This is a genomic window from Halopseudomonas sp. SMJS2, from assembly GCF_029866945.1.
GTDB lineage: Bacteria > Pseudomonadota > Gammaproteobacteria > Pseudomonadales > Pseudomonadaceae > Halopseudomonas > Halopseudomonas bauzanensis.
In genome coordinates, this window is record NZ_CP123445.1 from 284,058 (window position 1) to 305,967 (window position 21,910).

A 21,910-nucleotide genomic window follows, 5' to 3' on the forward strand; every position below is an offset into this window, starting at 1 on the left:
CTGAAGACCGTTTGAGGGCTTATCATGCCAAGACGTCGTGTAGCGGCAAAACGTGAGATCCTGCCAGAACCTAAGTATGGCAGCCAGATTCTCGCCAAATTCATGAACCATGTAATGGAAAGCGGCAAGAAATCCACCGCTGAGCGTATCGTGTATGGTGCTCTGGATAAAGTTAAAGAGCGCACCAAGACTGACGATCCGGTTGAGCTGTTTGAAAAAGCGCTCGATGCCATCGCTCCGCTGGTTGAGGTTAAGTCCCGCCGTGTAGGTGGTGCCACCTACCAGGTTCCGGTTGAAGTGCGTCCCTCCCGCCGCAATGCTCTGGCAATGCGCTGGTTGGTAGATGCTGCCCGTAAGCGTGGCGAGAAGTCGATGGATCTGCGTCTTGCTGGCGAACTGCTTGATGCAGCTGAAGGCAAGGGCTCTGCGGTCAAGAAGCGTGAAGACGTGCACCGTATGGCTGAAGCGAACAAAGCTTTCTCTCACTATCGCTTCTAAACAACGACTCAGGAGACTATCGTGGCTCGTACAACCCCGATCAATCTATACCGCAATATTGGTATTTGTGCGCACGTCGATGCGGGCAAAACCACAACCACGGAACGGATCCTGTTCTACACCGGCGCCAACCATAAAATGGGTGAGACCCATGATGGCGCCAGTACCACTGACTGGATGGCCCAGGAGCAGGAGCGTGGTATCACTATTACCTCCGCTGCTGTAACCGCTTTCTGGCAGGGTTCTCAGAAGCAGTACAAGAAGCACCGGGTCAACGTTATCGATACCCCCGGCCACGTTGACTTCACCATCGAAGTAGAGCGCTCCTTGCGCGTGCTCGACGGTGCAGTCGTTGTGTTCTGCGGCACCTCCGGTGTTGAGCCGCAGTCCGAAACCGTATGGCGTCAGGCCAACAAGTACGGTGTGCCGCGTATCGTCTACGTGAACAAGCTGGACCGTCAGGGTGCTAACTTCCTGCGCGTAGTCGAGCAGATCAAGAAGCGCCTTGGCCATACGCCTGTGGCGCTTCAGCTGCCGATCGGTTCGGAAGAGAACTTCATTGGTCAGGTAGACCTGTTGCGTATGAAGGCTCTCTACTGGAACGAAGACGACATGGGTATGGCCTTCCGCGAGGAGGAGATCCCTGCGGACATGCTTGAGCTGGCTGAAGAGTACCGTGAAAAGCTGGTGGAAGCTGCCGCTGAAGCCAACGAAGAGTTGATGAACAAGTACCTGGAAGGCGTTGAGCTGACCCTGGAAGAAATCAAGGCCGGTCTGCGTCAGCGTACCTTGGCCAGCGAAATCGTTCCGGCTGTCTGCGGTTCCTCGTTCAAGAACAAGGGCGTGCCGTTGGTGCTGGATGCGGTTATCGACTTCCTGCCGGCTCCGGACGAAGTTGAAGCCATCAAGGGTGTGCACCCGGACGACGACGAGAAGATCGACAAGCGTATCTCCAGCGACGACGAGCCCTTTGCTGCTCTGGCGTTCAAGATCGCTACCGACCCCTTTGTTGGTACTCTGACCTTCGTTCGCGTGTACTCGGGCGTGCTGTCTTCTGGCGACTCGGTGATCAACTCGGTTAAAGGCAAGAAAGAGCGTGTGGGCCGTATGGTTCAGATGCAGGCCAACAACCGCGAAGAGATCAAGGAAGTGCGTGCTGGCGATATCGCCGCTCTGATCGGTATGAAGGACGTGACCACCGGTGACACCCTGTGCGACCTGGAAAAGCAGATCGTTCTGGAGCGTATGGAGTTCCCTGAGCCGGTAATCCACGTTGCTGTTGAGCCGAAAACCAAGGCTGACCAGGAAAAGATGGGTATTGCACTGGGTAAACTGGCCCAGGAAGATCCGTCCTTCCGCGTGCGTACTGATGAAGAGTCTGGCCAGACCATCATTGGTGGTATGGGCGAGCTGCACCTGGACATCATCGTTGACCGCATGAAGCGTGAATTCAACGTTGAAGCCAATATCGGTAAGCCACAGGTGGCCTACCGTGAAGCGATTCGCAATACCTGCGAGATCGAAGGCAAGTTTGTCCGTCAGTCCGGTGGTCGCGGCCAGTTCGGTCACGTCTGGATTCGCTTCGAGCCGGCTGATGAGGCCGCCGAAGGTCTGATCTTCGCCAGTGAAGTGGTGGGCGGTACCGTACCCAAGGAATACATTCCTGCGGTGCAGAAGGGCATTGATGAGCAGATGAAGAACGGTGTTCTCGCCGGTTACCCGCTGCTCAGCCTCAAGGCAACCATCTTTGATGGTTCTTATCATGATGTTGACTCGAACGAAATGGCGTTCAAGATCGCCGCTTCCATGGCTACCAAGCAATTGGCCCAGAAAGGCGGTGCTGTTCTGCTCGAGCCGATCATGAAAGTTGAAGTAGTGACCCCCGAGGACTACATGGGTGACGTGATGGGTGACCTCAACCGTCGTCGTGGTCTGGTCCAGGGTATGGAAGACTCTCCCTCCGGGAAGGTTATCCGTGCTGAGGTTCCGCTGGGTGAGATGTTTGGTTACGCCACGGATGTACGCTCCATGTCCCAGGGACGTGCTAGCTACTCCATGGAGTTCGCCAAATACGCCGAGGCTCCCTCGAACATCGTTGACGCTATCATCAAGAAGCAAGGTTGATTGCTTCCTGGCTAATTGAAGAGGTTACTAATCGTGGCAAAAGAAAAGTTTGAACGCAGTAAACCGCACCTGAACGTGGGTACCATCGGTCACGTTGACCATGGTAAAACCACTCTGACCGCTGCTCTGACCCGCGTTTGCGCCGAAGTATTCGGCAGCGGTGGCACCTCCAAGGGCTACGATCAGATCGACAACGCGCCGGAAGAAAAGGCTCGTGGTATCACCATCAACACGTCCCACGTTGAGTATGATTCCCCGATCCGTCACTACGCGCACGTTGACTGCCCCGGTCACGCTGACTATGTGAAGAACATGATCACCGGTGCTGCCCAGATGGATGGCGCTATCCTGGTTTGCTCCGCTGCTGACGGCCCCATGCCGCAGACTCGCGAGCACATCCTGCTGTCCCGCCAGGTTGGCGTTCCTTACATCGTCGTGTTCCTGAACAAGGCTGACATGGTTGATGATGAAGAGCTGCTGGAACTGGTCGAGATGGAAGTGCGTGATCTGCTGAGCACCTACGACTTCCCAGGCGACGACACTCCGATCATCATCGGTTCCGCGCTGATGGCACTGAACGGTCAGGACGACAACGGCATGGGTACTACCGCCGTTAAGACTCTGGTCGAGACTCTGGACAGCTACATTCCCGAGCCTGAGCGTGCTATCGACAAGCCGTTCCTGATGCCGATCGAGGACGTATTCTCCATTTCCGGTCGCGGTACTGTTGTGACTGGTCGTGTTGAGCGCGGTATCGTTCGCGTTCAGGAAGAAGTCGAGATCGTTGGTATCAAAGACACCGTCAAGACCACTTGTACTGGTGTTGAGATGTTCCGCAAGCTGCTCGACGAAGGTCGTGCTGGTGAGAACGTTGGTGTTCTGCTGCGTGGTACCAAGCGTGAAGACGTTGAGCGTGGTCAGGTTCTGGCCAAGCCGGGCACCATCAAGCCGCACACTCAGTTCGAAGCTGAAGTGTACGTGCTGGGCAAGGATGAAGGCGGCCGTCACACTCCGTTCTTCAAGGGCTACCGTCCGCAGTTCTACTTCCGTACAACTGACGTGACTGGTTCCTGCGAACTGCCGGAAGGCGTGGAAATGGTTATGCCGGGCGACAACGTGAAGCTGGTTGTTACCCTGATCGCTCCGATCGCCATGGAAGACGGCCTGCGCTTCGCGATTCGCGAAGGTGGTCGTACCGTTGGTGCCGGCGTGGTTGCCAAGATCATCGCTTGATGATTTGAGCCATACGCAGAAGCCCCCGAGAGATCGGGGGCTTTTGTATTATGGTTGACACTGGACTGGCGCATCAGTAGAATTGCGCCTCCCTTGATGGGCGTGCCCGGTCCGGGTGTGCTCGGAAGAATAGAAGCTTGGAGTTTCTGGTCAAATGCAGAACCAACAGATTCGTATTCGGTTGAAGGCTTTTGACCATCGCCTGATAGATCAATCAACCCAGGAAATCGTGGATACCGCGAAACGTACTGGGGCTCAGGTGCGTGGTCCGATACCTTTGCCGACACGCAAAGAGCGTTTTACCGTGCTGGTTTCTCCGCACGTCAACAAAGATGCCCGGGATCAATATGAAATCCGTACCCATAAGCGGGTGCTGGATATCGTTCAGCCTACCGACAAGACTGTCGATGCGCTGATGAAACTGGACCTTGCAGCTGGCGTTGAGGTTCAGATCAGCCTCGGCTGATAGCCCCACACGACGGGGGCTATCCAGCCGTGTAACGCCCTGAAATGGGCGGCCATAGCGGGTAAATAGCCCCGTGCACTCATGAGGTTTACAACATGACTATTGGTGTAGTCGGCCGGAAATGCGGTATGACCCGCGTTTTCACTGAAGATGGTATTTCCATTCCTGTTACGGTGGTTGAAGTCGAACCTAACCGTATCACTCAAGTAAAGTCCCTTGATTCGGACGGCTATCAAGCTATTCAAATCACCGTGGGTGAGCGTCGCGCCAGTCGCGTCAGCAAGCCGATGGCTGGGCATTTTGCCAAAGCGAATACTGCTGCAGGTCGCAGCGTATGCGAATTCCGCCTGGAAGACGGCGCTGAGTTCGAAGCTGGTGCAGAAATCACCGTAAGCATTTTCGAAGCGGGCCAGAAAGTAGACGTTACCGGTCAGTCCAAAGGTAAGGGCTTTGCCGGTACCATCAAGCGCTGGAACTTCCGCGGACAGGATGCCACTCACGGCAACTCCGTATCCCACCGTGTTCCAGGTTCCATTGGCCAGTGCCAGACCCCGGGTCGCGTATTCAAGGGCAAGAAGATGTCCGGTCACATGGGCGCTGAGCAAGTGACTGTGCAGACCCTGGAAATCGTACGCGTTGACGCCGAACGTAATCTGCTGCTCATCAAGGGTGCAGTGCCCGGCGCGCCTGGCAGCGACGTAGTTGTCCGCCCGGCAGTCAAGGCCAAGGGTTAAGGGGGAGTTAGCATGAATCTGAATGTAGCTGGTGCAAGCGCGATCGAAGTATCCGATCTGGCCTTTGCAACCGAGTTTAACGAGACCCTGGTACACCAGGCCGTTGTCGCCTACATGGCTGGCGGTCGTCAGGGCACCAAGCAGCAGAAGACCCGTTCTGAAGTGTCCGGTGGCGGCAAGAAGCCCTGGCGTCAGAAGGGTACCGGCCGTGCACGTGCCGGCACCATCCGCAGCCCGATCTGGCGCGGGGGCGGTACCACTTTTGCAGCTCGTCCGCGTGATCATGAGCAGAAGCTGAACCGGAAGATGTACCGTGGCGCCATGCGCTCGATCCTCTCCGAGCTGGTTCGCCTGGATCGCCTGGTCGTGGTCGAAAGCTTCTCTGTTGAAGCTCCCAAGACCAAGGCGCTGGTAGGCAAGCTCAAGGATCTGAATCTGGAGAAGGTGCTGATCGTCACTGACAGCCTGGACACCAACCTGTACCTGGCTGCGCGCAACCTGCCGCATGTCGACGTACGTGATGTGCAGGGTTCTGACCCGGTCAGCCTGATCGCTTACGACAAGGTACTGATCACCGTACCTGCTGTTAAGAAGTTCGAGGAGATGCTGGGATGAACCAAGAGCGCATTTTCAAAGTACTGCTTGGCCCGCATGTATCCGAGAAGGCTACCGTGCTGGCTGAGACCCATAGCCAGATCGTGTTCAAAGTGGATACCACTGCGACCAAGCTGGAAATCAAGAAAGCCGTTGAACAGCTGTTCAACGTCAAGGTAGACCGTGTGTCGACCTTGAATGTCAAAGGCAAGACCAAGCGAACCGTTCGCGGCCTGGGCAAGCGTAATGACTGGAAGAAGGCCTATGTCAGCCTTGAGCCCGGTCAGGACATCGACTTCGCCAGCGCTGAATAAGAAAGGGGTACATCATGGCAATTGTTAAATGTAAACCTACTTCCGCTGGCCGCCGCTTCGTCGTAAAGGTCGTTAGCTCGGACCTGCACAAGGGTGCTCCTTATGCGCCCCTGCTCGAGAAGCAAGGCAAGTCCGGCGGACGTAACAACAATGGTCGCATCACCACGCGTCATCGTGGGGGCGGTCATAAGCAGCACTATCGTCTGGTCGATTTTCGTCGCAACAAGGATGGCATTCCCGCCACCGTTGAGCGTATCGAATACGATCCGAACCGTACCGCTCACATTGCTCTGCTGAAGTACGCCGACGGCGAGCGTCGCTACATCATCGCTCCCAAGGGTGTGACTGCTGGCGATCAGCTGGTGTCGGGTGCCGACGCGCCGATCAAGGCTGGCAACTGCCTGCCGCTGCGCAACATTCCGGTGGGTAGCACCATCCACGCGATCGAACTGAAGCCCGGCAAGGGTGCTCAGGTTGCCCGCAGTGCTGGTGCCTCCGTACAGCTGGTTGCCCGTGAAGGCGCCTATGTCACCGTTCGCCTGCGTTCCGGCGAAATGCGCAAGGTTCTCGGCGAATGCCGCGCCACCTTGGGCGAAGTGTCCAACGGTGAGCACAGCCTGCGCTCCCTGGGTAAGGCCGGTGCCACTCGCTGGCGCGGTGTGCGTCCGACCGTTCGTGGTGTTGCCATGAACCCGGTTGATCACCCGCATGGTGGTGGTGAAGGGCGTACTTCTGGTGGTCGTCATCCGGTGTCGCCGTGGGGCTTCCCCACCAAGGGTGCTAAGACTCGGTCCAACAAGCGCACTGACAATATGATTGTCCGTCGTCGCAGCAAGTAATTAGAGGGGAAACGACGTGCCGCGTTCTCTGAAGAAAGGTCCTTTTATCGATCTTCACCTGTTGAAGAAGGTCGAAGTTGCAGCAGAAAAGAACGATCGCAAGCCGGTTAAAACCTGGTCGCGCCGTTCGATGGTTCTGCCGCAGATGGTTGGTTTGACCATCGCAGTACACAACGGTCGTCAACATGTCCCGGTCATCGTTACCGAAGACATGGTCGGCCACAAATTGGGCGAATTCTCTGCCACGCGTACCTATCGCGGTCATGCGGCAGACAAGAAAGCCAAGCGCTAAGGGGTTAGAAAGATGGAAGTAGCCGCTACCGTTAAGGGCGCCCGACTCTCTGCCCAGAAAGCTCGCTTGGTCGCCGATCAGATCCGCGGGAAGAAGGTGGATGAGGCCCTGAATCTGCTGACTTTCAGCAACAAGAAGGCCGCTGATGTCATCAAGAAAGTGCTGGAGTCGGCCATTGCCAACGCTGAGCACAATGATGGCGCAGACGTGGATGACCTCAAGGTCTCCACCGTGTTTGTCAACGAAGGTCGCTCTCTGAAGCGCATCATGCCACGTGCCAAAGGCCGTGCTGATCGCATCATCAAGCGGTCTTGCCATATCACGGTCAAGGTTGCTGACAAGTAGGAGTCGATCACATGGGTCAGAAAGTACATCCGACAGGCATTCGCCTCGGTATCGTAAAACAGCACACTTCGGTGTGGTATGCAGACGGCCGCACTTATGCGGACTATCTGAACACGGACCTGAAAGTACGCGCGTACATTCAGGACAAATTGAAAAGCGCTTCCGTCAGCCGCGTTGATATTCAGCGCCCGGCCCAGACAGCCCGCATCACCATTCACACTGCCCGTCCCGGCATTGTGATTGGCAAGAAGGGTGAAGACGTCGAGAAGCTGCGTCAGGAACTGACCAGCCAGATGGGCGTTCCGGTGCACATCAACATCGAAGAGATCCGCAAGCCGGAACTCGACGGTGCCCTGGTGGCCCAGAGCGTTGCCCAGCAGCTCGAGCGTCGCGTCATGTTCCGTCGTGCGATGAAGCGTGCTGTACAGAACGCCATGCGTATTGGTGCCAAGGGTATCAAGATCCAGGTTAGCGGCCGTCTCGGCGGCGCCGAGATCGCCCGTACCGAATGGTACCGTGAAGGCCGTGTGCCGCTGCACACTCTGCGTGCCGACATCGACTACGCAACGGCTGAAGCCCACACCACTTACGGTGTGATCGGTGTGAAGGTTTGGATTTTCAAAGGCGAGATCATTGGTGGTCAGCCTGAAGAAATCAAAACCGTCGCGACCAAGAAAAAAGCTGCTAAGTAAGGGGTACGCACATGTTACAACCCAAGCGTACGAAGTTCCGCAAGCAAATGACCGGTCACAACCGTGGCCTGGCACATCGCGGCAGTAAAGTGAGCTTTGGCGAATACGCACTCAAATCCGTCAGCCGTGGTCGTTTGACCGCCCGTCAGATTGAAGCGGCACGTCGTGCTCTGACTCGTCACGTCAAGCGTGGCGGTAAAATCTGGATCCGTGTCTTCCCTGACAAGCCGATCTCCAAGAAGCCTCTCGAAGTGCGGATGGGTAAAGGTAAGGGTAACGTCGAATACTGGGTAGCCCAGATTCAGCCGGGCAAGGTCCTGTATGAGATTGAAGGTGTTTCCGAAGAGCTGGCGCGTGAGGCTTTTGCCCTGGCCGCTGCCAAGCTGCCCCTCGCAACCACCTTTGTTAAGCGGACGGTGATGTGATGAAAGCGACAGAACTTCGTGAAAAATCTGCCGAGCAGCTGAACGAGCAGCTGCTCACCCTGCTGCGCGACCAGTTCAATCTGCGCATGCAGAAGGCAACCGGTCAACTCGGTCAGAGTCATCTGCTCAAGCAGACCAAGCGTGACATCGCTCGAGTCAAGACCGTGCTCAATCAGAAAGGTGGTAACTGATCATGGCCGAGAACACTACAGTTAGTACCGTTACTGGCCGTGTGGTCAGCGACAAGATGGACAAAACCGTTACTGTGCTCATCGAGCGTCAGGTAAAGCACCCGCTGTACGGCAAGTACGTACGCCGCTCTACCAAGCTGCATGCGCATGATGAGAACAACGAATGCCGCATCGGCGATCTGGTCACTATCCGGGAAACCCGTCCCTTGGCTAAAACCAAGAGCTGGACCCTGGTACAGATCGACGAGCGCGCGGCGCAAGTTTAAGCCCCGCGCTGTTATAGCGGATTATTTAAGGGTCGGAGAAAGTTATGATTCAGACTCAATCCATGCTGGATGTGGCTGACAACAGTGGTGCACGCCGCGTTATGTGCATCAAGGTTCTGGGCGGTTCTCACCGTCGCTACGCCGGCATTGGCGATATCATCAAAGTGACCGTGAAGGAAGCGATTCCGCGCGGCAAAGTAAAGAAAGGCCAGGTGCTGACTGCGGTCATCGTGCGTACCCGTCACGGCGTTCGCCGTACCGACGGTTCGCTGATCCGTTTCGATGGCAACGCAGCCGTTCTGCTCAACAACAAAAATGAGCCGATCGGTACCCGCATCTTTGGGCCAGTGACGCGTGAACTGCGTAACGAGCAGTTCATGAAGATCGTTTCCCTCGCGCCCGAAGTGCTGTAAGGAGCCCGGTCATGCAAAAGATCAAACGTGACGACGACGTAATCGTCATCGCCGGAAAAGACAAAGGCAAGCGTGGCAAGGTCCGTAAGGTCCTGGCTGACGACCGCCTGGTCATTGCTGGTGTCAACATTATCAAGCGCGCTACCAAGCCGAACCCTATGGCTGGTGTGCAGGGCGGTATTGTTGAAAAGGAGGCGCCAATCCACGTCTCCAACGTGGCTATCTTCAACCCTGAGACCAGCAAAGCCGACCGTATCGGCTTCAAGGTCGAAGACGGTAAGAAGGTTCGTATTTTCAAGTCGACCCAAAAAGCGGTCGACGCTTGAGAATCTAGGTGCTTACCATGGCAAGATTGAAAGAACATTACCGGACTACCCTGGTTCCGCAGCTCAAGGAAGACCTGGGCCTGCAGAACGTGATGGAAGTGCCGAAGATCACCAAGATCACCCTGAACATGGGCCTTGGTGAAGCAGTAGGTGACAAGAAAGTCATTGAGAACGCATTGGCTGACCTGGAAAAGATCACTGGCCGTAAAGGCATCGTGACCTACTCCCGCAAGTCGATTGCCGGCTTCAAGATTCGTGACGGCTGGCCGATCGGTGTCAAGGTGACACTGCGTCGTGAACAGATGTATGAGTTCCTGGATCGTCTGCTGTCGATCTCGCTGCCGCGCGTACGTGACTTCCGTGGTCTGAATGCCAAGTCCTTTGATGGTCGCGGCAACTACAGCATGGGTGTGAAAGAGCAGATCATCTTCCCGGAAATCGATTACGACAAGATCGATGCTCTGCGTGGTCTGGACATCACCCTGACCACTACCGCCCGGACTGACGACGAAGGCCGCGCGCTGCTGCGTGCGTTCAACTTCCCGTTCCGCAACTAGGAGTCAGGCAATGGCTAAAATCAGCATGAAGAACCGCGAGGCCAAACGGGCTCGCCTGGTTGCCAAGTACGCTGCCAAGCGTGCTGAACTCAAGGCCACCGTCGGCAACGTCAATGCATCTGTTGAAGATCGTTGGAATGCCCAGGTTGCCCTGCAGAAACTGCCGCGTGATGCGAGCCCCGTGCGTCAGCGTAACCGCTGCCGCGTGACTGGCCGCCCACACGGTGTATACCGCAAGTTCGGTCTCTCGCGCATCAAGCTGCGCGAAGCTGCCATGCGCGGTGATGTACCCGGTCTGGTCAAGGCCAGCTGGTAAACAAGACCTTAATTACTCAGTTTCAGGAGCACAAAGCCCATGAGTATGCAGGACCCGTTAGCCGATATGCTAACCCGTATCCGTAATGCCCAGATGGCTGAAAAGTCCAGTGTCAGCATGCCTTCGGCAAAGCTGAAGGTGGCTGTCGCCAAAGTACTTAAAGAAGAAGGCTATGTAGCTGGTTACGAAGTGCAGGGCGATGCCAAGCCTGTGCTGTCGATCGAGCTCAAGTACTTCGAAGGCAAGCCGGTAATCGAAGAAATGAAGCGCATCAGCCGTCCCGGCCTGCGTCAGTACAAGTCCGTTGACCAGCTTCCCAAGGTCAAGGGTGGACTGGGTGTCTCGATCGTCTCCACCAACAAAGGTGTTATGACTGATCGCGCTGCTCGCGCTGCCGGTATCGGCGGTGAAGTGCTCTGCACCGTATTCTGATAGGGGGTTACGATGTCTCGCGTCGCTAAGAACCCTGTCACTTTGCCGCAGGGTGTAGAAGTCAAGATTGATGGTCAGGATGTCTCCGTCAAGGGCCCGAAGGGCGCCCTCGCACTGAGCATGCATCCGGCCGTTGAAGTAACCCAGGAAGAGGGCGTACTGCGTTTCGCTCCTCGTCCTGGCAGTGTCAATGCAGCCATGGCCGGCACCACTCGTGCACTGGTCAACAACATGGTTGTCGGCGTCAGCCAAGGTTTCGAGCGCAAGCTGCAGCTGGTTGGTGTAGGATACCGGGCTCAGGCTAAAGGACAGGTTCTGTCCCTGGCCCTGGGTTTCTCCCACCCAATCGACTATCAGCTGCCCGAGGGTGTTTCGGTTGAAACCCCCAGCCAGACTGACATCGTCATCAAAGGCATCGACAAGCAACTGGTCGGTCAGGTAGCCGCGGAAATTCGTGATTTCCGTCGTCCCGAACCCTATAAGGGCAAGGGTGTTCGCTACGCCGATGAGGTCGTGCGTCGTAAAGAAGCCAAGAAGAAGTAGGGCATAGAAAATGAGCGATAAAAAAGTTATTCGTCTCCGTCGCGCTCGTCGTTCGCGTCTGAAACTGCGCGAGCTCGAAGCCGTACGTCTGTGCGTGTACCGTTCTTCGCAGCACATGTACGCACAAGTGATCTCGGCCGACGGTTCCAAGGTTCTGGCCAGTGCCTCCACCCTTGACGCAAACTTGCGCAGTGGCAGTACCGGCAACATCGAAGCCGCCAAACAGGTAGGTCTTCTGGTCGCCGAACGTGCCAAGGCCGCCGGTGTAACTCAGGTCTCCTTCGACCGTTCCGGCTTCAAGTATCATGGCCGCGTGAAAGCGCTGGCCGACGCCGCTCGTGAAGGCGGGCTGGAATTCTAAGGGTAGAGCTATGGCTAATTTCGATCAAAAGCGTGACGAAGGTTACATCGAGAAACTGGTTCAGGTTAACCGCGTCGCCAAAGTAGTTAAGGGCGGTCGGATCTTTGCCTTCACAGCGCTGACAGTAGTCGGCGATGGCAATGGTCGCGTGGGCTTCGGTCGTGGCAAGGCGCGTGAAGTGCCTGCCGCTATCCAGAAGGCCATGGAAGCCGCACGTCGTAACATGATCCAGGTGGATCTGAATGGCACCACCATTCAGTATCCCCTGCGGGCTGCCCATGGTGCCTCCAAGGTATTCATGATGCCGGCCTCCGAAGGTACTGGCGTTATCGCCGGTGGCGCTATGCGCGCCGTTCTGGAAGCCGCTGGCATCCATAACGTACTGGCCAAATGTTACGGTTCCACCAACCCGGTCAACGTCGTTCAGGCTACCTACAAGGGTCTGAAGTCTATGCAGTCTCCCGATTCTGTGGCGGCCAAGCGTGGCAAGACCGTTGAAGACATCGTGGGGTAAGCTGGCATGGCTAATGCAAAAATCAAAGTAACCCTGTTCAAGAGCGTGATCGGGCGTCTGCCGAGCCACAAGGCTTCCGTAAAGGGCCTGGGCCTGCGCCGCATCGGTCATACCGTCGAAGTCGAAGATACTCCGGCTGTACGTGGGATGATCAACAGGGTCTCCTACATGGTCCGGGTTGAGGGTTAAGACATGAAACTGAATGATCTGCGTTCCGCGCCGGGTGCACGCCCTGAAAAGCTGCGCGTCGGTCGCGGTATCGGTAGCGGCCTGGGCAAGACTGCCGGTCGCGGCCACAAAGGTTTGACTTCGCGCTCCGGCGGTAAGGTCGCTCCCGGTTTCGAGGGTGGTCAACAGCCGTTGCACCGTCGTCTGCCGAAGTTCGGCTTCACTTCCAAGATCGCGATGGTGACCGCTGAAATTCGCACCAGCGAGCTGAACAAGCTGGATGTCGATGTTATCGACCTGCAAGCGCTGAAAGACGCCAATATCATTGGTGACAAGTTTGTACGCGCCAAGGTAGTTCTGTCCGGTGATGTAACCAAAGCGGTTACCATCAAAGGTCTGAAAGCTACCAAGGGTGCCCGTGCAGCGATCGAAGCAGCTGGCGGCAAGATCGAGGAATAAGGACTACATGGCTAAGCAAGGCGCTCTCTCTGGAATGAATCAAGGCGGCCTGACGGAACTATGGGGGCGCCTGCGCTTCCTGTTCCTGGCGATCATCGTTTACCGAATCGGTGCCCATATACCGGTGCCCGGTATCAACCCTGATCGTCTGGCAGATATGTTCAGACAGAATGAGGGGACCATTCTTAGCCTGTTCAACATGTTTTCCGGTGGTGCCCTGGAGCGGATGAGTATCTTCGCTCTGGGGATCATGCCGTATATCTCTGCATCGATCATCATGCAGTTGATGACGGCGGTGAGCCCAACGCTGGAGCAGTTGAAGAAGGAAGGTGAGTCCGGACGCCGCAAGATCAGTCAGTACACGCGTTATCTGACGCTGGTACTGGCCTTGATTCAGGCGGTGGGGATGTCGGTTGGCCTGTCCAGCCAGGGCGTGGCCTTCGCTACCGGTTTTGGCTTCTATTTCATAGCGGTCACTACCTTCGTGGCGGGTGCGATGTTCATGATGTGGCTGGGTGAGCAGATCACCGAGCGAGGCGTCGGCAATGGTATCTCCATGCTGATCTTCGCCGGTATCGTTGCTGGCTTGCCCGGCGCAATAGGGCAGTCCTTCGAGGCGGCACGTCAGGGCGATATCAACATCTTCGCGCTGATTACCATCGCCTTGCTGGCGGTTGCCATGATCGCGTTCGTGATCTTCGTCGAGCGTGGTCAGCGGCGCATCACTGTGAACTACGCCAAGCGGCAGCAGGGCCGCAAGGTGTTCGCTGCCCAGACCAGCCACTTGCCGTTGAAGGTGAATATGGCTGGGGTGATTCCAGCGATTTTCGCCAGCAGCATCCTGTTGTTTCCGGCTTCGCTGGGGACCTGGTTCGGCCAGGGTGAGGGCATGGGTTGGCTGCAAAGCCTGTCCCAGGCTATTGCCCCGGGTCAGCCGTTGAACATCATTCTGTTCAGTGCAGGGATCATTTTCTTCTGCTTCTTCTATACAGCGCTGATGTTCAACCCCAAGGATGTGGCTGACAATCTGAAGAAGTCTGGTGCTTTCATTCCGGGTATCCGCCCGGGTGAACAGTCCGCTCGTTATATCGACGGCGTACTGACCCGCCTGACCATGTTCGGAGCCCTGTACATGACTGCGGTCTGCCTGCTGCCGCAGTTCCTGGTAGTCTCGGCCAACGTGCCGTTCTATCTGGGTGGGACTTCGCTGTTGATCGTTGTTGTGGTTGTTATGGACTTCATGTCCCAAGTACAATCGCACCTCGTTTCTCAGCAGTATGAGTCTCTTTTGAAGAAATCGAACCTGAAAGGCTACGGCAGCGGCATGCTGCGCTGATATTTCAGGATTCTGGAGAACGTTATGAAAGTTGCAGCATCAGTCAAGAAGCTTTGCCGTAACTGCAAGGTCATCCGTCGCAACGGCAGCGTACGGGTCATCTGCAGTGCTGAGCCTCGTCACAAACAGCGCCAGGGTTGATTACTCAACCTGCTCTGATTGAAGACTACGTCTCAGGATAACCGCCGCCCGGCCAGTTAATTGGTCGGGTGGTTGATTTTTTTATATGTTAGCGCTACCCTACTGCACCCTTTTTCACGCAACCTTGTTACGTTTGGGTTGAGTCAGGTAGCTGTCAGACGGAGTAATTTGGATGGCCCGTATTGCAGGCGTCAACATCCCGGATAACAAGCATACTGTTATCTCTCTGACCTATATCTTTGGTATCGGTCAAACCAAGGCACAGCAGATCTGTGCCGCCACTGGCATTGAGCCCAGTGCAAAAATCAAGGATCTGAGCGAGGAGCAGATTGATCTGCTGCGTAACGAGGTTGCCAAGAGTAACACCGAAGGTGACCTGCGCCGCGCGATCAATATGAACGTCAAGCGTCTCATGGATCTTGGCTGCTATCGTGGTCTGCGTCATCGTCGTGGCCTTCCGGTCCGCGGCCAGCGCACCAAGACCAACGCTCGTACCCGTAAGGGTCCGCGCAAGCCGATCCGTAAGTAATCGCGAAGGAATATACAGATATGGCTAAGCCTGCTGCTCGTGTTCGTAAAAAAGTCAAAAAGACGGTGGTTGATGGTATCGCCCACGTCCACGCGTCTTTCAACAACACCATCATCACCATTACCGACCGCCAGGGCAACGCTCTGAGCTGGGCGACTTCCGGTGGTTCCGGTTTCCGTGGTTCGCGTAAAAGCACCCCGTTCGCTGCTCAGGTAGCGGCCGAGCGTGCTGGTCAGGCGGCTCTGGAATATGGTTTGAAGAACCTCGACGTTAATGTGAAGGGCCCCGGCCCGGGTCGTGAGTCCGCGATACGCGCGCTGAACTCTTGTGGTTACAAGATCAGCGGCATCACCGATGTCACCCCCATCCCACATAACGGTTGTCGCCCGCCCAAGAAGCGCCGCGTGTAATCAGGAGACGGTTAAATGGCTAGATATATTGGTCCCAAATGTAAGCTGTCTCGTCGCGAAGGCACTGATCTGTTCCTCAAGAGCGGCGTACGCGCTCTTGATTCCAAGTGCAAGCTGGAGAGTCCTCCTGGCGTGCATGGTCAGCGTCGCGGCCGTCTCTCCGAGTACGGCACTCAATTGCGCGAGAAGCAAAAAGTTCGTCGTATCTACGGTGTACTCGAGCGTCAGTTCAGCAACTACTACAAGGAAGCTGCCCGTCTGAAGGGTGCTACCGGCGAGAACCTGCTGCAACTGCTCGAGCGTCGTCTGGATAACGTTGTATACCGTATGGGTTTTGGCGCAACACGTGCCGAAGCTCGTCAGTTGGTTTCCCACAAGGCCATCAGTGTCAACGGCAAAACCGTGAACATTGCGTCCTACCTGGTTTCCCCGGGTGATGTGGTTGCCGTTCGTGAGAAGGCCAAGAACCAGCTGCGCATCAACGGCTCGCTGGATCTGGCTGCCCAACGCGGCCAGGCAGAATGGCTGGAAGTAGACGCTGCCAAGAAGGAAGGTGTCTTCAAGAGCCTGCCCGCACGGAGTGATCTGTACGCCGACATCAACGAGAACTTGATCGTCGAGCTTTACTCCAAGTAAGCGATAGTCAGCAAAAGGTGCCTTTCATGCAAAATTCGGTTGCCGAGTTTCTTACACCACGTCATATCGACGTTCAAGAAACCTCGTCCACTCGCGCCAAGATCACTCTTGAGCCGCTGGAACGTGGTTTTGGTCATACCCTGGGCAATGCGCTGCGTCGCATCCTGCTCTCGTCCATGCCCGGTTGTGCCGTGGTTGAGGCGGAAATCGATGGCGTTTTGCATGAGTACAGCGCCATCGAAGGCGTCCAGGAAGATGTCATCGAGATCCTGCTCAACCTGAAAGGTGTAGCGATCAAGATGCATGGTCGTGATCACGTCACCCTGACCCTCTCCAAGAAGGGCCCGGGTGCGGTCACCGCTGGCGACATTCAGCTGGACCACGATGTGGAGATCATCAACCCTGATCACCACATCGCCACGCTGTCGGACAACGGCGTCCTGAACATGAAGTTGACTGTTGCGCGCGGTCGTGGCTATGAGCCTGCCGATGCGCGTCAGTCGGACGAAGACGAAAGCCGTTCCATCGGCCGCCTGCAGCTCGATGCCACCTACACCCCGGTTCTCCGTGTGGCGTACGTGGTCGAGAGCGCTCGGGTCGAGCAGCGTACCAACCTGGACAAACTGGTCATTGACCTGGAAACCAATGGTACGCTGGATCCGGAAGAAGCTATTCGTCGCGCCGCGACCATTCTGCAGCATCAGCTGGCCGCCTTCGTTGATCTGAAGGGCGACCAGGAGCCTGTAGTGGAACAGCAGGAAGATGAGATCGACCCGATCCTGCTGCGCCCGGTTGACGACCTGGAGCTGACTGTTCGTTCGGCCAACTGTCTGAAGGCTGAAAACATTTACTATATTGGCGATCTGATCCAGCGTACCGAAGTGGAACTGCTGAAGACTCCGAACCTGGGCAAGAAATCCCTGACTGAAATCAAGGATGTTCTGGCTTCGCGTGGTCTGTCACTGGGTATGCGTCTGGACAACTGGCCGCCTGCAAGCTTGAAGAAGGACGACAAGGTTACGGCCTGATCGTCTGACACCGAGGAATTGAGAGATGCGTCATCGTAAAAGTGGTCGTCACCTGAGTCGGACCAGCTCGCACCGCAAGGCCATGTTCCAGAACATGGCGGTGTCGCTGTTCGAGAATGAACTGATCAAAACCACTCTGCCCAAGGCCAAGGAATTGCGCCGTGTTGCAGAGCCGCTGATCACCCTGGCGAAAGAAGATACCGTAGCCAATCGCCGTCTGGCCTTTGACCGCACCCGCAGCAAAGAAGCTGTAGGTAAGCTGTTCAACGACCTGGGCAAGCGCTACGCAGACCGTCCCGGCGGCTATGTACGTATCCTGAAGTGCGGTTTCCGCGCTGGTGATGCGGCACCCATGGCCTACGTGGAACTGGTTGACCGCCCTGAGCTGGCTGCTGCTTCCGAAGAGTAAGTAGCGGGTAGTTCAAGAAAACCGGGCTTTGGCCCGGTTTTTTTATATCTGCGATTTGCTGTGGCTTCCCTGCCAGTTACGCCGTACCGTTAATATGTAAATCCTATCGTTTGGTTTGAGCCAACTCATTGGTTCTATTTCTGCTGGCTCCTTATCATTGCCCCAACGCCACCGGTTCCAGCCGCTGGCCGCCGAATTGATCCAGGAGAGAGAGCACTATGACCGACAAACCAAAACTCACCACCGTGGCCGGTGCACCGGTATCTGAAAACCAGAACGTGATGACGGCAGGACCCCGCGGCCCGATGTTGCTGCAGGATGTCTGGTTTCTGGAAAAACTGGCACATTTCGACCGTGAAGTGATTCCTGAGCGCCGCATGCACGCCAAGGGCTCCGGGGCTTTCGGTGAGTTCGTGGTGACCCATGACATCACTCAATACACCAAAGCGCGGATCTTTGCCGAGGTCGGCAAGAAAACCCCGATGTTCGCCCGCTTCTCCACCGTGGCCGGCGAGCGCGGCGCAGCCGATGCCGAGCGTGATATCCGCGGCGCGGCGCTGAAGTTCTATACCGAACAGGGTAACTGGGACCTAGTGGGCAACAACACCCCGGTGTTCTTCTTCCGCGACCCGCTGAAATTCCCCGACCTGAACCATGCGGTCAAGCGCGACCCGCGTACCAACATGCGCAACGCCAACAACAACTGGGACTTCTGGACCGGTCTGCCTGAAGCACTGCACCAGATCACCTATGTGATGGGTGACCGCGGTATTCCCGCCGGCTACCGCCATATGCACCTGTTCGGTTCGCACACCTACAGTTTCATCAGTGCGGACAATCAACGCTACTGGGTCAAATTCCACTTCAAGACCCAGCAGGGCATCAAGAACCTGACCGACGAGCAAGCCGCTGCGGTGGTGGCCGGGGACCGCGAAAGCTCTCAGCGCGACCTGTACGAAGCGATCGAGAACAGCGACTTCCCGCGCTGGACCCTGTACGTGCAGATCATGCCGGAGACCGATGCGGCATCCTACGGCTTCCACCCGTTCGATCTGACCAAGGTCTGGTCGAAGCAGGACTACCCGCTGATCGAAGTGGGTTACATGGAGCTGAACCGCAACCCGGACAACTACTTCCAGGACGTGGAGCAGGCGGCCTTTACTCCGGCCAATGTGGTACCGGGCATCAGCTTTTCACCAGACCGCATGTTGCAGGGTCGTCTGTTCTCCTACGGTGATGCGCAGCGCTATCGGCTGGGCGTGAACCATCACCAGATCCCGGTGAATGCGCCCCGTTGCCCGGTGCACAGCTACCATCGCGATGGTGCCATGCGGGTCGATGGCAACCAGGGCAGCCGCCTGCACTATGAGCCGAACACCTACGGTGAATGGCAGGAGCAGCCTGATTTCAGCGAGCCGCCGATGGCGCTGGAAGGTGCCGCAGCCCGCTATGATTTCCGCGCTGACGATGCCGACTACTTCACCCAGCCGGGCAATCTGTTCCGTCTGATGTCGGCTGAAGAGCAGCAGCGGCTGTTCCAGAACACCGCACGGGCCATGAATGGGGTTGAGCGTCACATCATGATTCGCCACATCACCCACTGCTACAAGGCCGATCCGGCTTATGGCAAGGGGATTGCAGCAGCGCTGGGTGTGCCGATGTCGGAAGTGCCGGTCTGATAACGACCGCTAGTTGAAAGTAGCCCGCGACGAGGTATTAGTCGCGGGCTTTTTGCAGCTGGAGGAAGGGTTATGCAAGGAAGGAGTCGGCCCAGCCCTGTGGGCCGACTTCTGCTGGTATTCCGTTAGCTGGTCCGATCAGAACGCCGGAACCACAGCGCCCTGGTATTTATCCTCAATGAACTCTCTCACTTCGTTGCTGTGCAGCGCCTTTACCAGCTTCTGCACGGCTTCGTTCTCGGCATCCTGCGCGCGGGTCACCAGGATATTGGCGTAAGGCGAGTCGTCACCCTCGATGGCCAGTGCATCGCTAGTGGGGTTCAGGCCGGCTTCCAGAGCGTAGTTGGTATTGATCAGCGCCAGGTCCACCTGATCGAGGACGCGCGGCAGGGTAGCGGCTTCCAGCTCGCGGATGCGTACCTTGTTCGGGTTGCCTTCAATATCGCGCGGGGTGGCGAGGATATTGCTCTTGTCCTTCAGGGTGATCACGCCGGCCTTGTCCAGCAGCAGCAGCGCGCGGCCGCCATTGGTGGCGTCGTTGGGGATAGCGATGGTGGCCCGGTCGTTGATTTCGTCCAGGGATTTCAGCTTGCTGGAGTAGATGCCAAAGGGCTCTACATGCACGTTGGCGACGCTGACCAGATCGGTGCCACGGCCCTTGTTGAACTCATCCAGATAGGGCTTGTGCTGGAAGAAGTTGGCATCCAGACGGCCTTCGGCAACCTGCAGGTTGGGCTGCACGTAATCGGTAAAGACCTTGATATCGAGCTCAACGCCTTCACTGGCCAGCGCGGGTTTGACGAACTCGAGGATTTCGGCGTGGGGAACGGCAGTGGCGGCGATGCTCAGCTTGTCTGCCGCATGGGCACCGAAGGCAGTGGACAGGGCCAGAACAGCAAGAATCTTCTTCATTGGAAACTCCGAAATAGACGGGGGTGCAGGTTATCGTCCTGCTTATTTTCGTGAATAGTGCACAACCAGGCGGTCGCCGACACTCTGCAGAATCTGCACCAGGATCAGCAACAACACCACGGTCACTATCATGACATCAGTCTGGAATCGCTGATAGCCGTAGCGGATGGCGAGGTCGCCCAGACCACCACCGCCGACCACGCCGGCCATCGCAGTATAGGACACCAGGGTAATGGCAATGACCGTGACCGCCGCGATGATGCCCGGGCGAGCTTCGGGCAGCAGGGCTCGGGTAATGATCTGTCGGGTACTGGCGCCCATGGATTGGGTGGCCTCGATGATGCCGCGGTCGACTTCGCGCAGCGCGGTTTCCACCAGGCGAGCGAAGAAGGGGGTGGCGCCCACGACCAGCGGCGGGATGGCCCCGGCTACGCCCAGCGAGGTGCCGGTGATCAGCTTGGTCACGGGAATCATCACGATCAGCAGAATGATAAACGGCAACGAACGCAGCGCGTTGACGACCAGTGACAGCACTGCATACAGACCGTTGCGCTGGAACATCTGCCGCGGGCCGGTGAGAAACAGCAGGATGCCCAGCGGCAGGCCGAACAGCACGGTGAAGAACAACGAGCCGCCGAGCATCAGCAGCGTGTCCAGGGTGGCGATCCAGATGTCATACCAGTCGATATTGGTGAACAGTTCGCTCATCCGCGTAATACCTCAACATGTACTTCGGCTGCGTTCAGTTGCGCCATGGCCGCGTCTACATCGCCGCCAATCAGCGCCAGGGTGAGCTGGCCGCAGGGTTCATCGCGGATGCGGTCGATGCGTCCGGCAAGAATGCTGTAATCCACTCCAGTGGCCCGGGCTACCCGGCCGAGCAGGGGAGCGAAGGTGGCTTCACCCAGGAAGGTCAGGCGCAGAATGCGGCCCGGCACGTGGGCGAAGTCCTCGGCTTGATCTTCATCGCTTTCATCATCGAAAACGAAGCTGCGGGTGGTCGGGTGCTGGGGGTGCAGGAAGACATCGCTGACCTTGCCTTGCTCGACGATGTGCCCGCCATCCATGACCGCTACCTGATCGCAGACCCGGCGGATCACGTCCATCTCATGGGTGATCAGCACTATGGTTAACTTCAGTTCCTGGTTGATTTCCGCCAGCAACTGCAGCACCTGCCGGGTGGTATGCGGGTCCAGGGCGCTGGTGGCTTCATCGCACAGCAGAATGCTCGGCTCGGTGGCCAGGGCGCGGGCGATGCCGACCCGCTGCTTCTGGCCACCGGACAGCTGCGCCGGATATTTATCGGCATGGTCACTGAGGCCGACTCGGGCCAGCAAGGACTTGACCCGCGCAGCGACCTGCCGGCGATCGGCAATACCGGCCAGGCGCAATGGCAAGGCCACATTATCCGCAACGGTTGCCGAGGACAGCAGATTGAAATGCTGGAAGATCATGCCCACCCGCTGGCGGAAGCGCCGCAGGCCCTGGGCATCCAGCGCGGTGATATCTTCGCCAGCCACGATGATGCGACCGTTGCTGGGTTCTTCCAGGCGGTTGATCAGTCGCAATAGCGTGCTCTTGCCCGCGCCGGAATGACCGATGATGCCGAATACCTGGCCGGCCTCGATGCTCAGGTCGGTGGCATGCAGGGCGGGAATGTCCTGGTTGCCTACCCGGTAGGCCTTGGTTACCTGCTGAAATTCAATCACGTCTCTGTTCGCCGGAAAT

35 protein-coding genes are annotated in these 21,910 nt (G+C 57.0%); 32 read left to right on the top strand and 3 right to left on the bottom strand.

The features are described 5' to 3' along the window. The first annotated feature begins 24 nt into the window (after window positions 1-24). From rpsG to QAO71_RS01480, 32 genes are all read left to right on the top strand, one after another. Window positions 25-498, top strand: a complete 474-nt coding sequence (gene rpsG, locus QAO71_RS01325; protein WP_036993734.1) for a 30S ribosomal protein S7 — start codon at window positions 25-27, stop codon at window positions 496-498. 21 nt (window positions 499-519) lie between these two features. Continuing rightward, window positions 520-2,622: an elongation factor G gene (gene fusA / locus QAO71_RS01330; protein WP_036993731.1), complete on the top strand. Its 2,103-nt coding sequence runs from the start codon at window positions 520-522 to the stop codon at window positions 2,620-2,622. A 33-nt stretch (window positions 2,623-2,655) separates the two neighbouring features. After that, the gene (tuf, locus tag QAO71_RS01335) at window positions 2,656-3,855 is read left to right on the top strand and encodes an elongation factor Tu (RefSeq protein WP_036993729.1); all 1,200 of its coding nucleotides are present in this window, start codon (window positions 2,656-2,658) and stop codon (window positions 3,853-3,855) included. 154 nt (window positions 3,856-4,009) lie between these two features. Then, entirely contained in the window at window positions 4,010-4,321 is a 312-nt protein-coding gene (rpsJ, locus tag QAO71_RS01340; RefSeq protein ID WP_028614853.1) for a 30S ribosomal protein S10, read from the top strand. Window positions 4,322-4,416: 95 nt separating this feature from the next. Then, entirely contained in the window at window positions 4,417-5,055 is a 639-nt protein-coding gene (gene rplC, locus QAO71_RS01345) for a 50S ribosomal protein L3 (RefSeq protein WP_036993727.1), read from the top strand. 12 nt (window positions 5,056-5,067) lie between these two features. After that, the gene (rplD, locus tag QAO71_RS01350; protein WP_036993726.1) at window positions 5,068-5,670 is read left to right on the top strand and encodes a 50S ribosomal protein L4; all 603 of its coding nucleotides are present in this window, start codon (window positions 5,068-5,070) and stop codon (window positions 5,668-5,670) included. Further along, window positions 5,667-5,963, top strand: a complete 297-nt coding sequence (gene rplW, locus QAO71_RS01355; protein ID WP_280165074.1) for a 50S ribosomal protein L23 — start codon at window positions 5,667-5,669, stop codon at window positions 5,961-5,963. Before rplD ends, rplW begins: the two co-directional genes overlap by 4 nt. A gap of 14 nt (window positions 5,964-5,977) precedes the next feature. After that, window positions 5,978-6,802: a 50S ribosomal protein L2 gene (gene rplB / locus QAO71_RS01360; protein WP_036993722.1), complete on the top strand. Its 825-nt coding sequence runs from the start codon at window positions 5,978-5,980 to the stop codon at window positions 6,800-6,802. 16 nt (window positions 6,803-6,818) lie between these two features. Beyond that, window positions 6,819-7,094, top strand: a complete 276-nt coding sequence (gene rpsS / locus QAO71_RS01365; protein WP_036993720.1) for a 30S ribosomal protein S19 — start codon at window positions 6,819-6,821, stop codon at window positions 7,092-7,094. Between the two features lie 12 nt (window positions 7,095-7,106). Then, complete coding sequence (gene rplV / locus QAO71_RS01370) at window positions 7,107-7,439, top strand: 50S ribosomal protein L22 (protein WP_036993718.1); 333 nt, start codon at window positions 7,107-7,109, stop codon at window positions 7,437-7,439. A gap of 11 nt (window positions 7,440-7,450) precedes the next feature. Further along, window positions 7,451-8,131 carry a 30S ribosomal protein S3 gene (gene rpsC, locus QAO71_RS01375; RefSeq protein ID WP_036993716.1) on the top strand — a complete coding sequence of 227 codons (681 nt, stop codon included), beginning with the start codon at window positions 7,451-7,453 and terminating at the stop codon, window positions 8,129-8,131. A gap of 11 nt (window positions 8,132-8,142) precedes the next feature. After that, window positions 8,143-8,556, top strand: a complete 414-nt coding sequence (rplP, locus tag QAO71_RS01380) for a 50S ribosomal protein L16 (RefSeq protein WP_036993714.1) — start codon at window positions 8,143-8,145, stop codon at window positions 8,554-8,556. Next, window positions 8,556-8,747, top strand: coding sequence for a 50S ribosomal protein L29 (gene rpmC, locus QAO71_RS01385; RefSeq protein WP_036993711.1), 192 nt, complete (start codon window positions 8,556-8,558; stop codon window positions 8,745-8,747). The genes rplP and rpmC overlap by 1 nt, the downstream gene beginning before the upstream one ends. A gap of 2 nt (window positions 8,748-8,749) precedes the next feature. After that, window positions 8,750-9,013 carry a 30S ribosomal protein S17 gene (gene rpsQ / locus QAO71_RS01390; RefSeq protein ID WP_036993710.1) on the top strand — a complete coding sequence of 88 codons (264 nt, stop codon included), beginning with the start codon at window positions 8,750-8,752 and terminating at the stop codon, window positions 9,011-9,013. Window positions 9,014-9,057: 44 nt separating this feature from the next. Next, window positions 9,058-9,426, top strand: coding sequence for a 50S ribosomal protein L14 (rplN, locus tag QAO71_RS01395; RefSeq protein WP_036993708.1), 369 nt, complete (start codon window positions 9,058-9,060; stop codon window positions 9,424-9,426). 11 nt (window positions 9,427-9,437) lie between these two features. Then, window positions 9,438-9,752 (top strand): 50S ribosomal protein L24, encoded by a 315-nt coding sequence (rplX, locus tag QAO71_RS01400; protein WP_036993706.1) that lies wholly within the window; start codon window positions 9,438-9,440, stop codon window positions 9,750-9,752. A gap of 17 nt (window positions 9,753-9,769) precedes the next feature. Next, window positions 9,770-10,309, top strand: coding sequence for a 50S ribosomal protein L5 (gene rplE, locus QAO71_RS01405; RefSeq protein ID WP_036993705.1), 540 nt, complete (start codon window positions 9,770-9,772; stop codon window positions 10,307-10,309). Window positions 10,310-10,319: 10 nt separating this feature from the next. Beyond that, window positions 10,320-10,625 (top strand): 30S ribosomal protein S14, encoded by a 306-nt coding sequence (gene rpsN, locus QAO71_RS01410; RefSeq protein WP_036993703.1) that lies wholly within the window; start codon window positions 10,320-10,322, stop codon window positions 10,623-10,625. Between the two features lie 39 nt (window positions 10,626-10,664). After that, on the top strand, window positions 10,665-11,057 hold the full coding sequence (rpsH, locus tag QAO71_RS01415; protein ID WP_036993701.1) for a 30S ribosomal protein S8: 393 nt from the start codon (window positions 10,665-10,667) through the stop codon (window positions 11,055-11,057). Window positions 11,058-11,069: 12 nt separating this feature from the next. Beyond that, complete coding sequence (gene rplF / locus QAO71_RS01420; RefSeq protein WP_036993698.1) at window positions 11,070-11,600, top strand: 50S ribosomal protein L6; 531 nt, start codon at window positions 11,070-11,072, stop codon at window positions 11,598-11,600. A gap of 10 nt (window positions 11,601-11,610) precedes the next feature. Next, a complete protein-coding gene (gene rplR / locus QAO71_RS01425) occupies window positions 11,611-11,961 on the top strand; it encodes a 50S ribosomal protein L18 (RefSeq protein ID WP_036993696.1) in 351 nt (116 codons plus the stop codon). A gap of 10 nt (window positions 11,962-11,971) precedes the next feature. Continuing rightward, window positions 11,972-12,475: a 30S ribosomal protein S5 gene (rpsE, locus tag QAO71_RS01430; protein ID WP_036993694.1), complete on the top strand. Its 504-nt coding sequence runs from the start codon at window positions 11,972-11,974 to the stop codon at window positions 12,473-12,475. A 6-nt stretch (window positions 12,476-12,481) separates the two neighbouring features. Further along, window positions 12,482-12,664: a 50S ribosomal protein L30 gene (gene rpmD, locus QAO71_RS01435; RefSeq protein ID WP_036993692.1), complete on the top strand. Its 183-nt coding sequence runs from the start codon at window positions 12,482-12,484 to the stop codon at window positions 12,662-12,664. A 3-nt stretch (window positions 12,665-12,667) separates the two neighbouring features. After that, window positions 12,668-13,102 (top strand): 50S ribosomal protein L15, encoded by a 435-nt coding sequence (rplO, locus tag QAO71_RS01440; protein WP_036993690.1) that lies wholly within the window; start codon window positions 12,668-12,670, stop codon window positions 13,100-13,102. A gap of 7 nt (window positions 13,103-13,109) precedes the next feature. Beyond that, the gene (gene secY, locus QAO71_RS01445; RefSeq protein ID WP_036993688.1) at window positions 13,110-14,438 is read left to right on the top strand and encodes a preprotein translocase subunit SecY; all 1,329 of its coding nucleotides are present in this window, start codon (window positions 13,110-13,112) and stop codon (window positions 14,436-14,438) included. A 24-nt stretch (window positions 14,439-14,462) separates the two neighbouring features. Continuing rightward, window positions 14,463-14,579 carry a 50S ribosomal protein L36 gene (rpmJ, locus tag QAO71_RS01450; protein WP_074781302.1) on the top strand — a complete coding sequence of 39 codons (117 nt, stop codon included), beginning with the start codon at window positions 14,463-14,465 and terminating at the stop codon, window positions 14,577-14,579. Window positions 14,580-14,751: 172 nt separating this feature from the next. Continuing rightward, window positions 14,752-15,108 carry a 30S ribosomal protein S13 gene (gene rpsM, locus QAO71_RS01455; RefSeq protein ID WP_036993686.1) on the top strand — a complete coding sequence of 119 codons (357 nt, stop codon included), beginning with the start codon at window positions 14,752-14,754 and terminating at the stop codon, window positions 15,106-15,108. A 20-nt stretch (window positions 15,109-15,128) separates the two neighbouring features. Next, window positions 15,129-15,518 carry a 30S ribosomal protein S11 gene (gene rpsK / locus QAO71_RS01460; RefSeq protein WP_036993685.1) on the top strand — a complete coding sequence of 130 codons (390 nt, stop codon included), beginning with the start codon at window positions 15,129-15,131 and terminating at the stop codon, window positions 15,516-15,518. Between the two features lie 15 nt (window positions 15,519-15,533). After that, window positions 15,534-16,154 carry a 30S ribosomal protein S4 gene (gene rpsD / locus QAO71_RS01465; protein WP_036993684.1) on the top strand — a complete coding sequence of 207 codons (621 nt, stop codon included), beginning with the start codon at window positions 15,534-15,536 and terminating at the stop codon, window positions 16,152-16,154. A 26-nt stretch (window positions 16,155-16,180) separates the two neighbouring features. Further along, window positions 16,181-17,182, top strand: coding sequence for a DNA-directed RNA polymerase subunit alpha (rpoA, locus tag QAO71_RS01470; RefSeq protein WP_036993682.1), 1,002 nt, complete (start codon window positions 16,181-16,183; stop codon window positions 17,180-17,182). A gap of 25 nt (window positions 17,183-17,207) precedes the next feature. Then, a complete protein-coding gene (gene rplQ / locus QAO71_RS01475) occupies window positions 17,208-17,591 on the top strand; it encodes a 50S ribosomal protein L17 (RefSeq protein WP_036993680.1) in 384 nt (127 codons plus the stop codon). Window positions 17,592-17,809: 218 nt separating this feature from the next. Next, window positions 17,810-19,270 carry a catalase gene (locus QAO71_RS01480; protein ID WP_036993678.1) on the top strand — a complete coding sequence of 487 codons (1,461 nt, stop codon included), beginning with the start codon at window positions 17,810-17,812 and terminating at the stop codon, window positions 19,268-19,270. A gap of 138 nt (window positions 19,271-19,408) precedes the next feature. Here the strand turns inward: QAO71_RS01480 and QAO71_RS01485 are convergent, their stop codons facing one another. Genes QAO71_RS01485 through QAO71_RS01495 form a run of 3 tightly spaced genes read right to left on the bottom strand, consistent with a single transcriptional unit; the run spans window position 19,409 to window position 21,891 of the window. Then, the gene (locus QAO71_RS01485; RefSeq protein ID WP_074781301.1) at window positions 19,409-20,182 is read right to left on the bottom strand and encodes a MetQ/NlpA family ABC transporter substrate-binding protein; all 774 of its coding nucleotides are present in this window, start codon (window positions 20,180-20,182) and stop codon (window positions 19,409-19,411) included. Between the two features lie 42 nt (window positions 20,183-20,224). Further along, window positions 20,225-20,890, bottom strand: a complete 666-nt coding sequence (locus QAO71_RS01490) for a methionine ABC transporter permease (RefSeq protein ID WP_074781300.1) — start codon at window positions 20,888-20,890, stop codon at window positions 20,225-20,227. Continuing rightward, entirely contained in the window at window positions 20,887-21,891 is a 1,005-nt protein-coding gene (locus tag QAO71_RS01495; protein WP_036993675.1) for a methionine ABC transporter ATP-binding protein, read from the bottom strand. The genes QAO71_RS01490 and QAO71_RS01495 overlap by 4 nt, the downstream gene beginning before the upstream one ends. Between the last annotated feature and the right edge of the window lie 19 nt (window positions 21,892-21,910).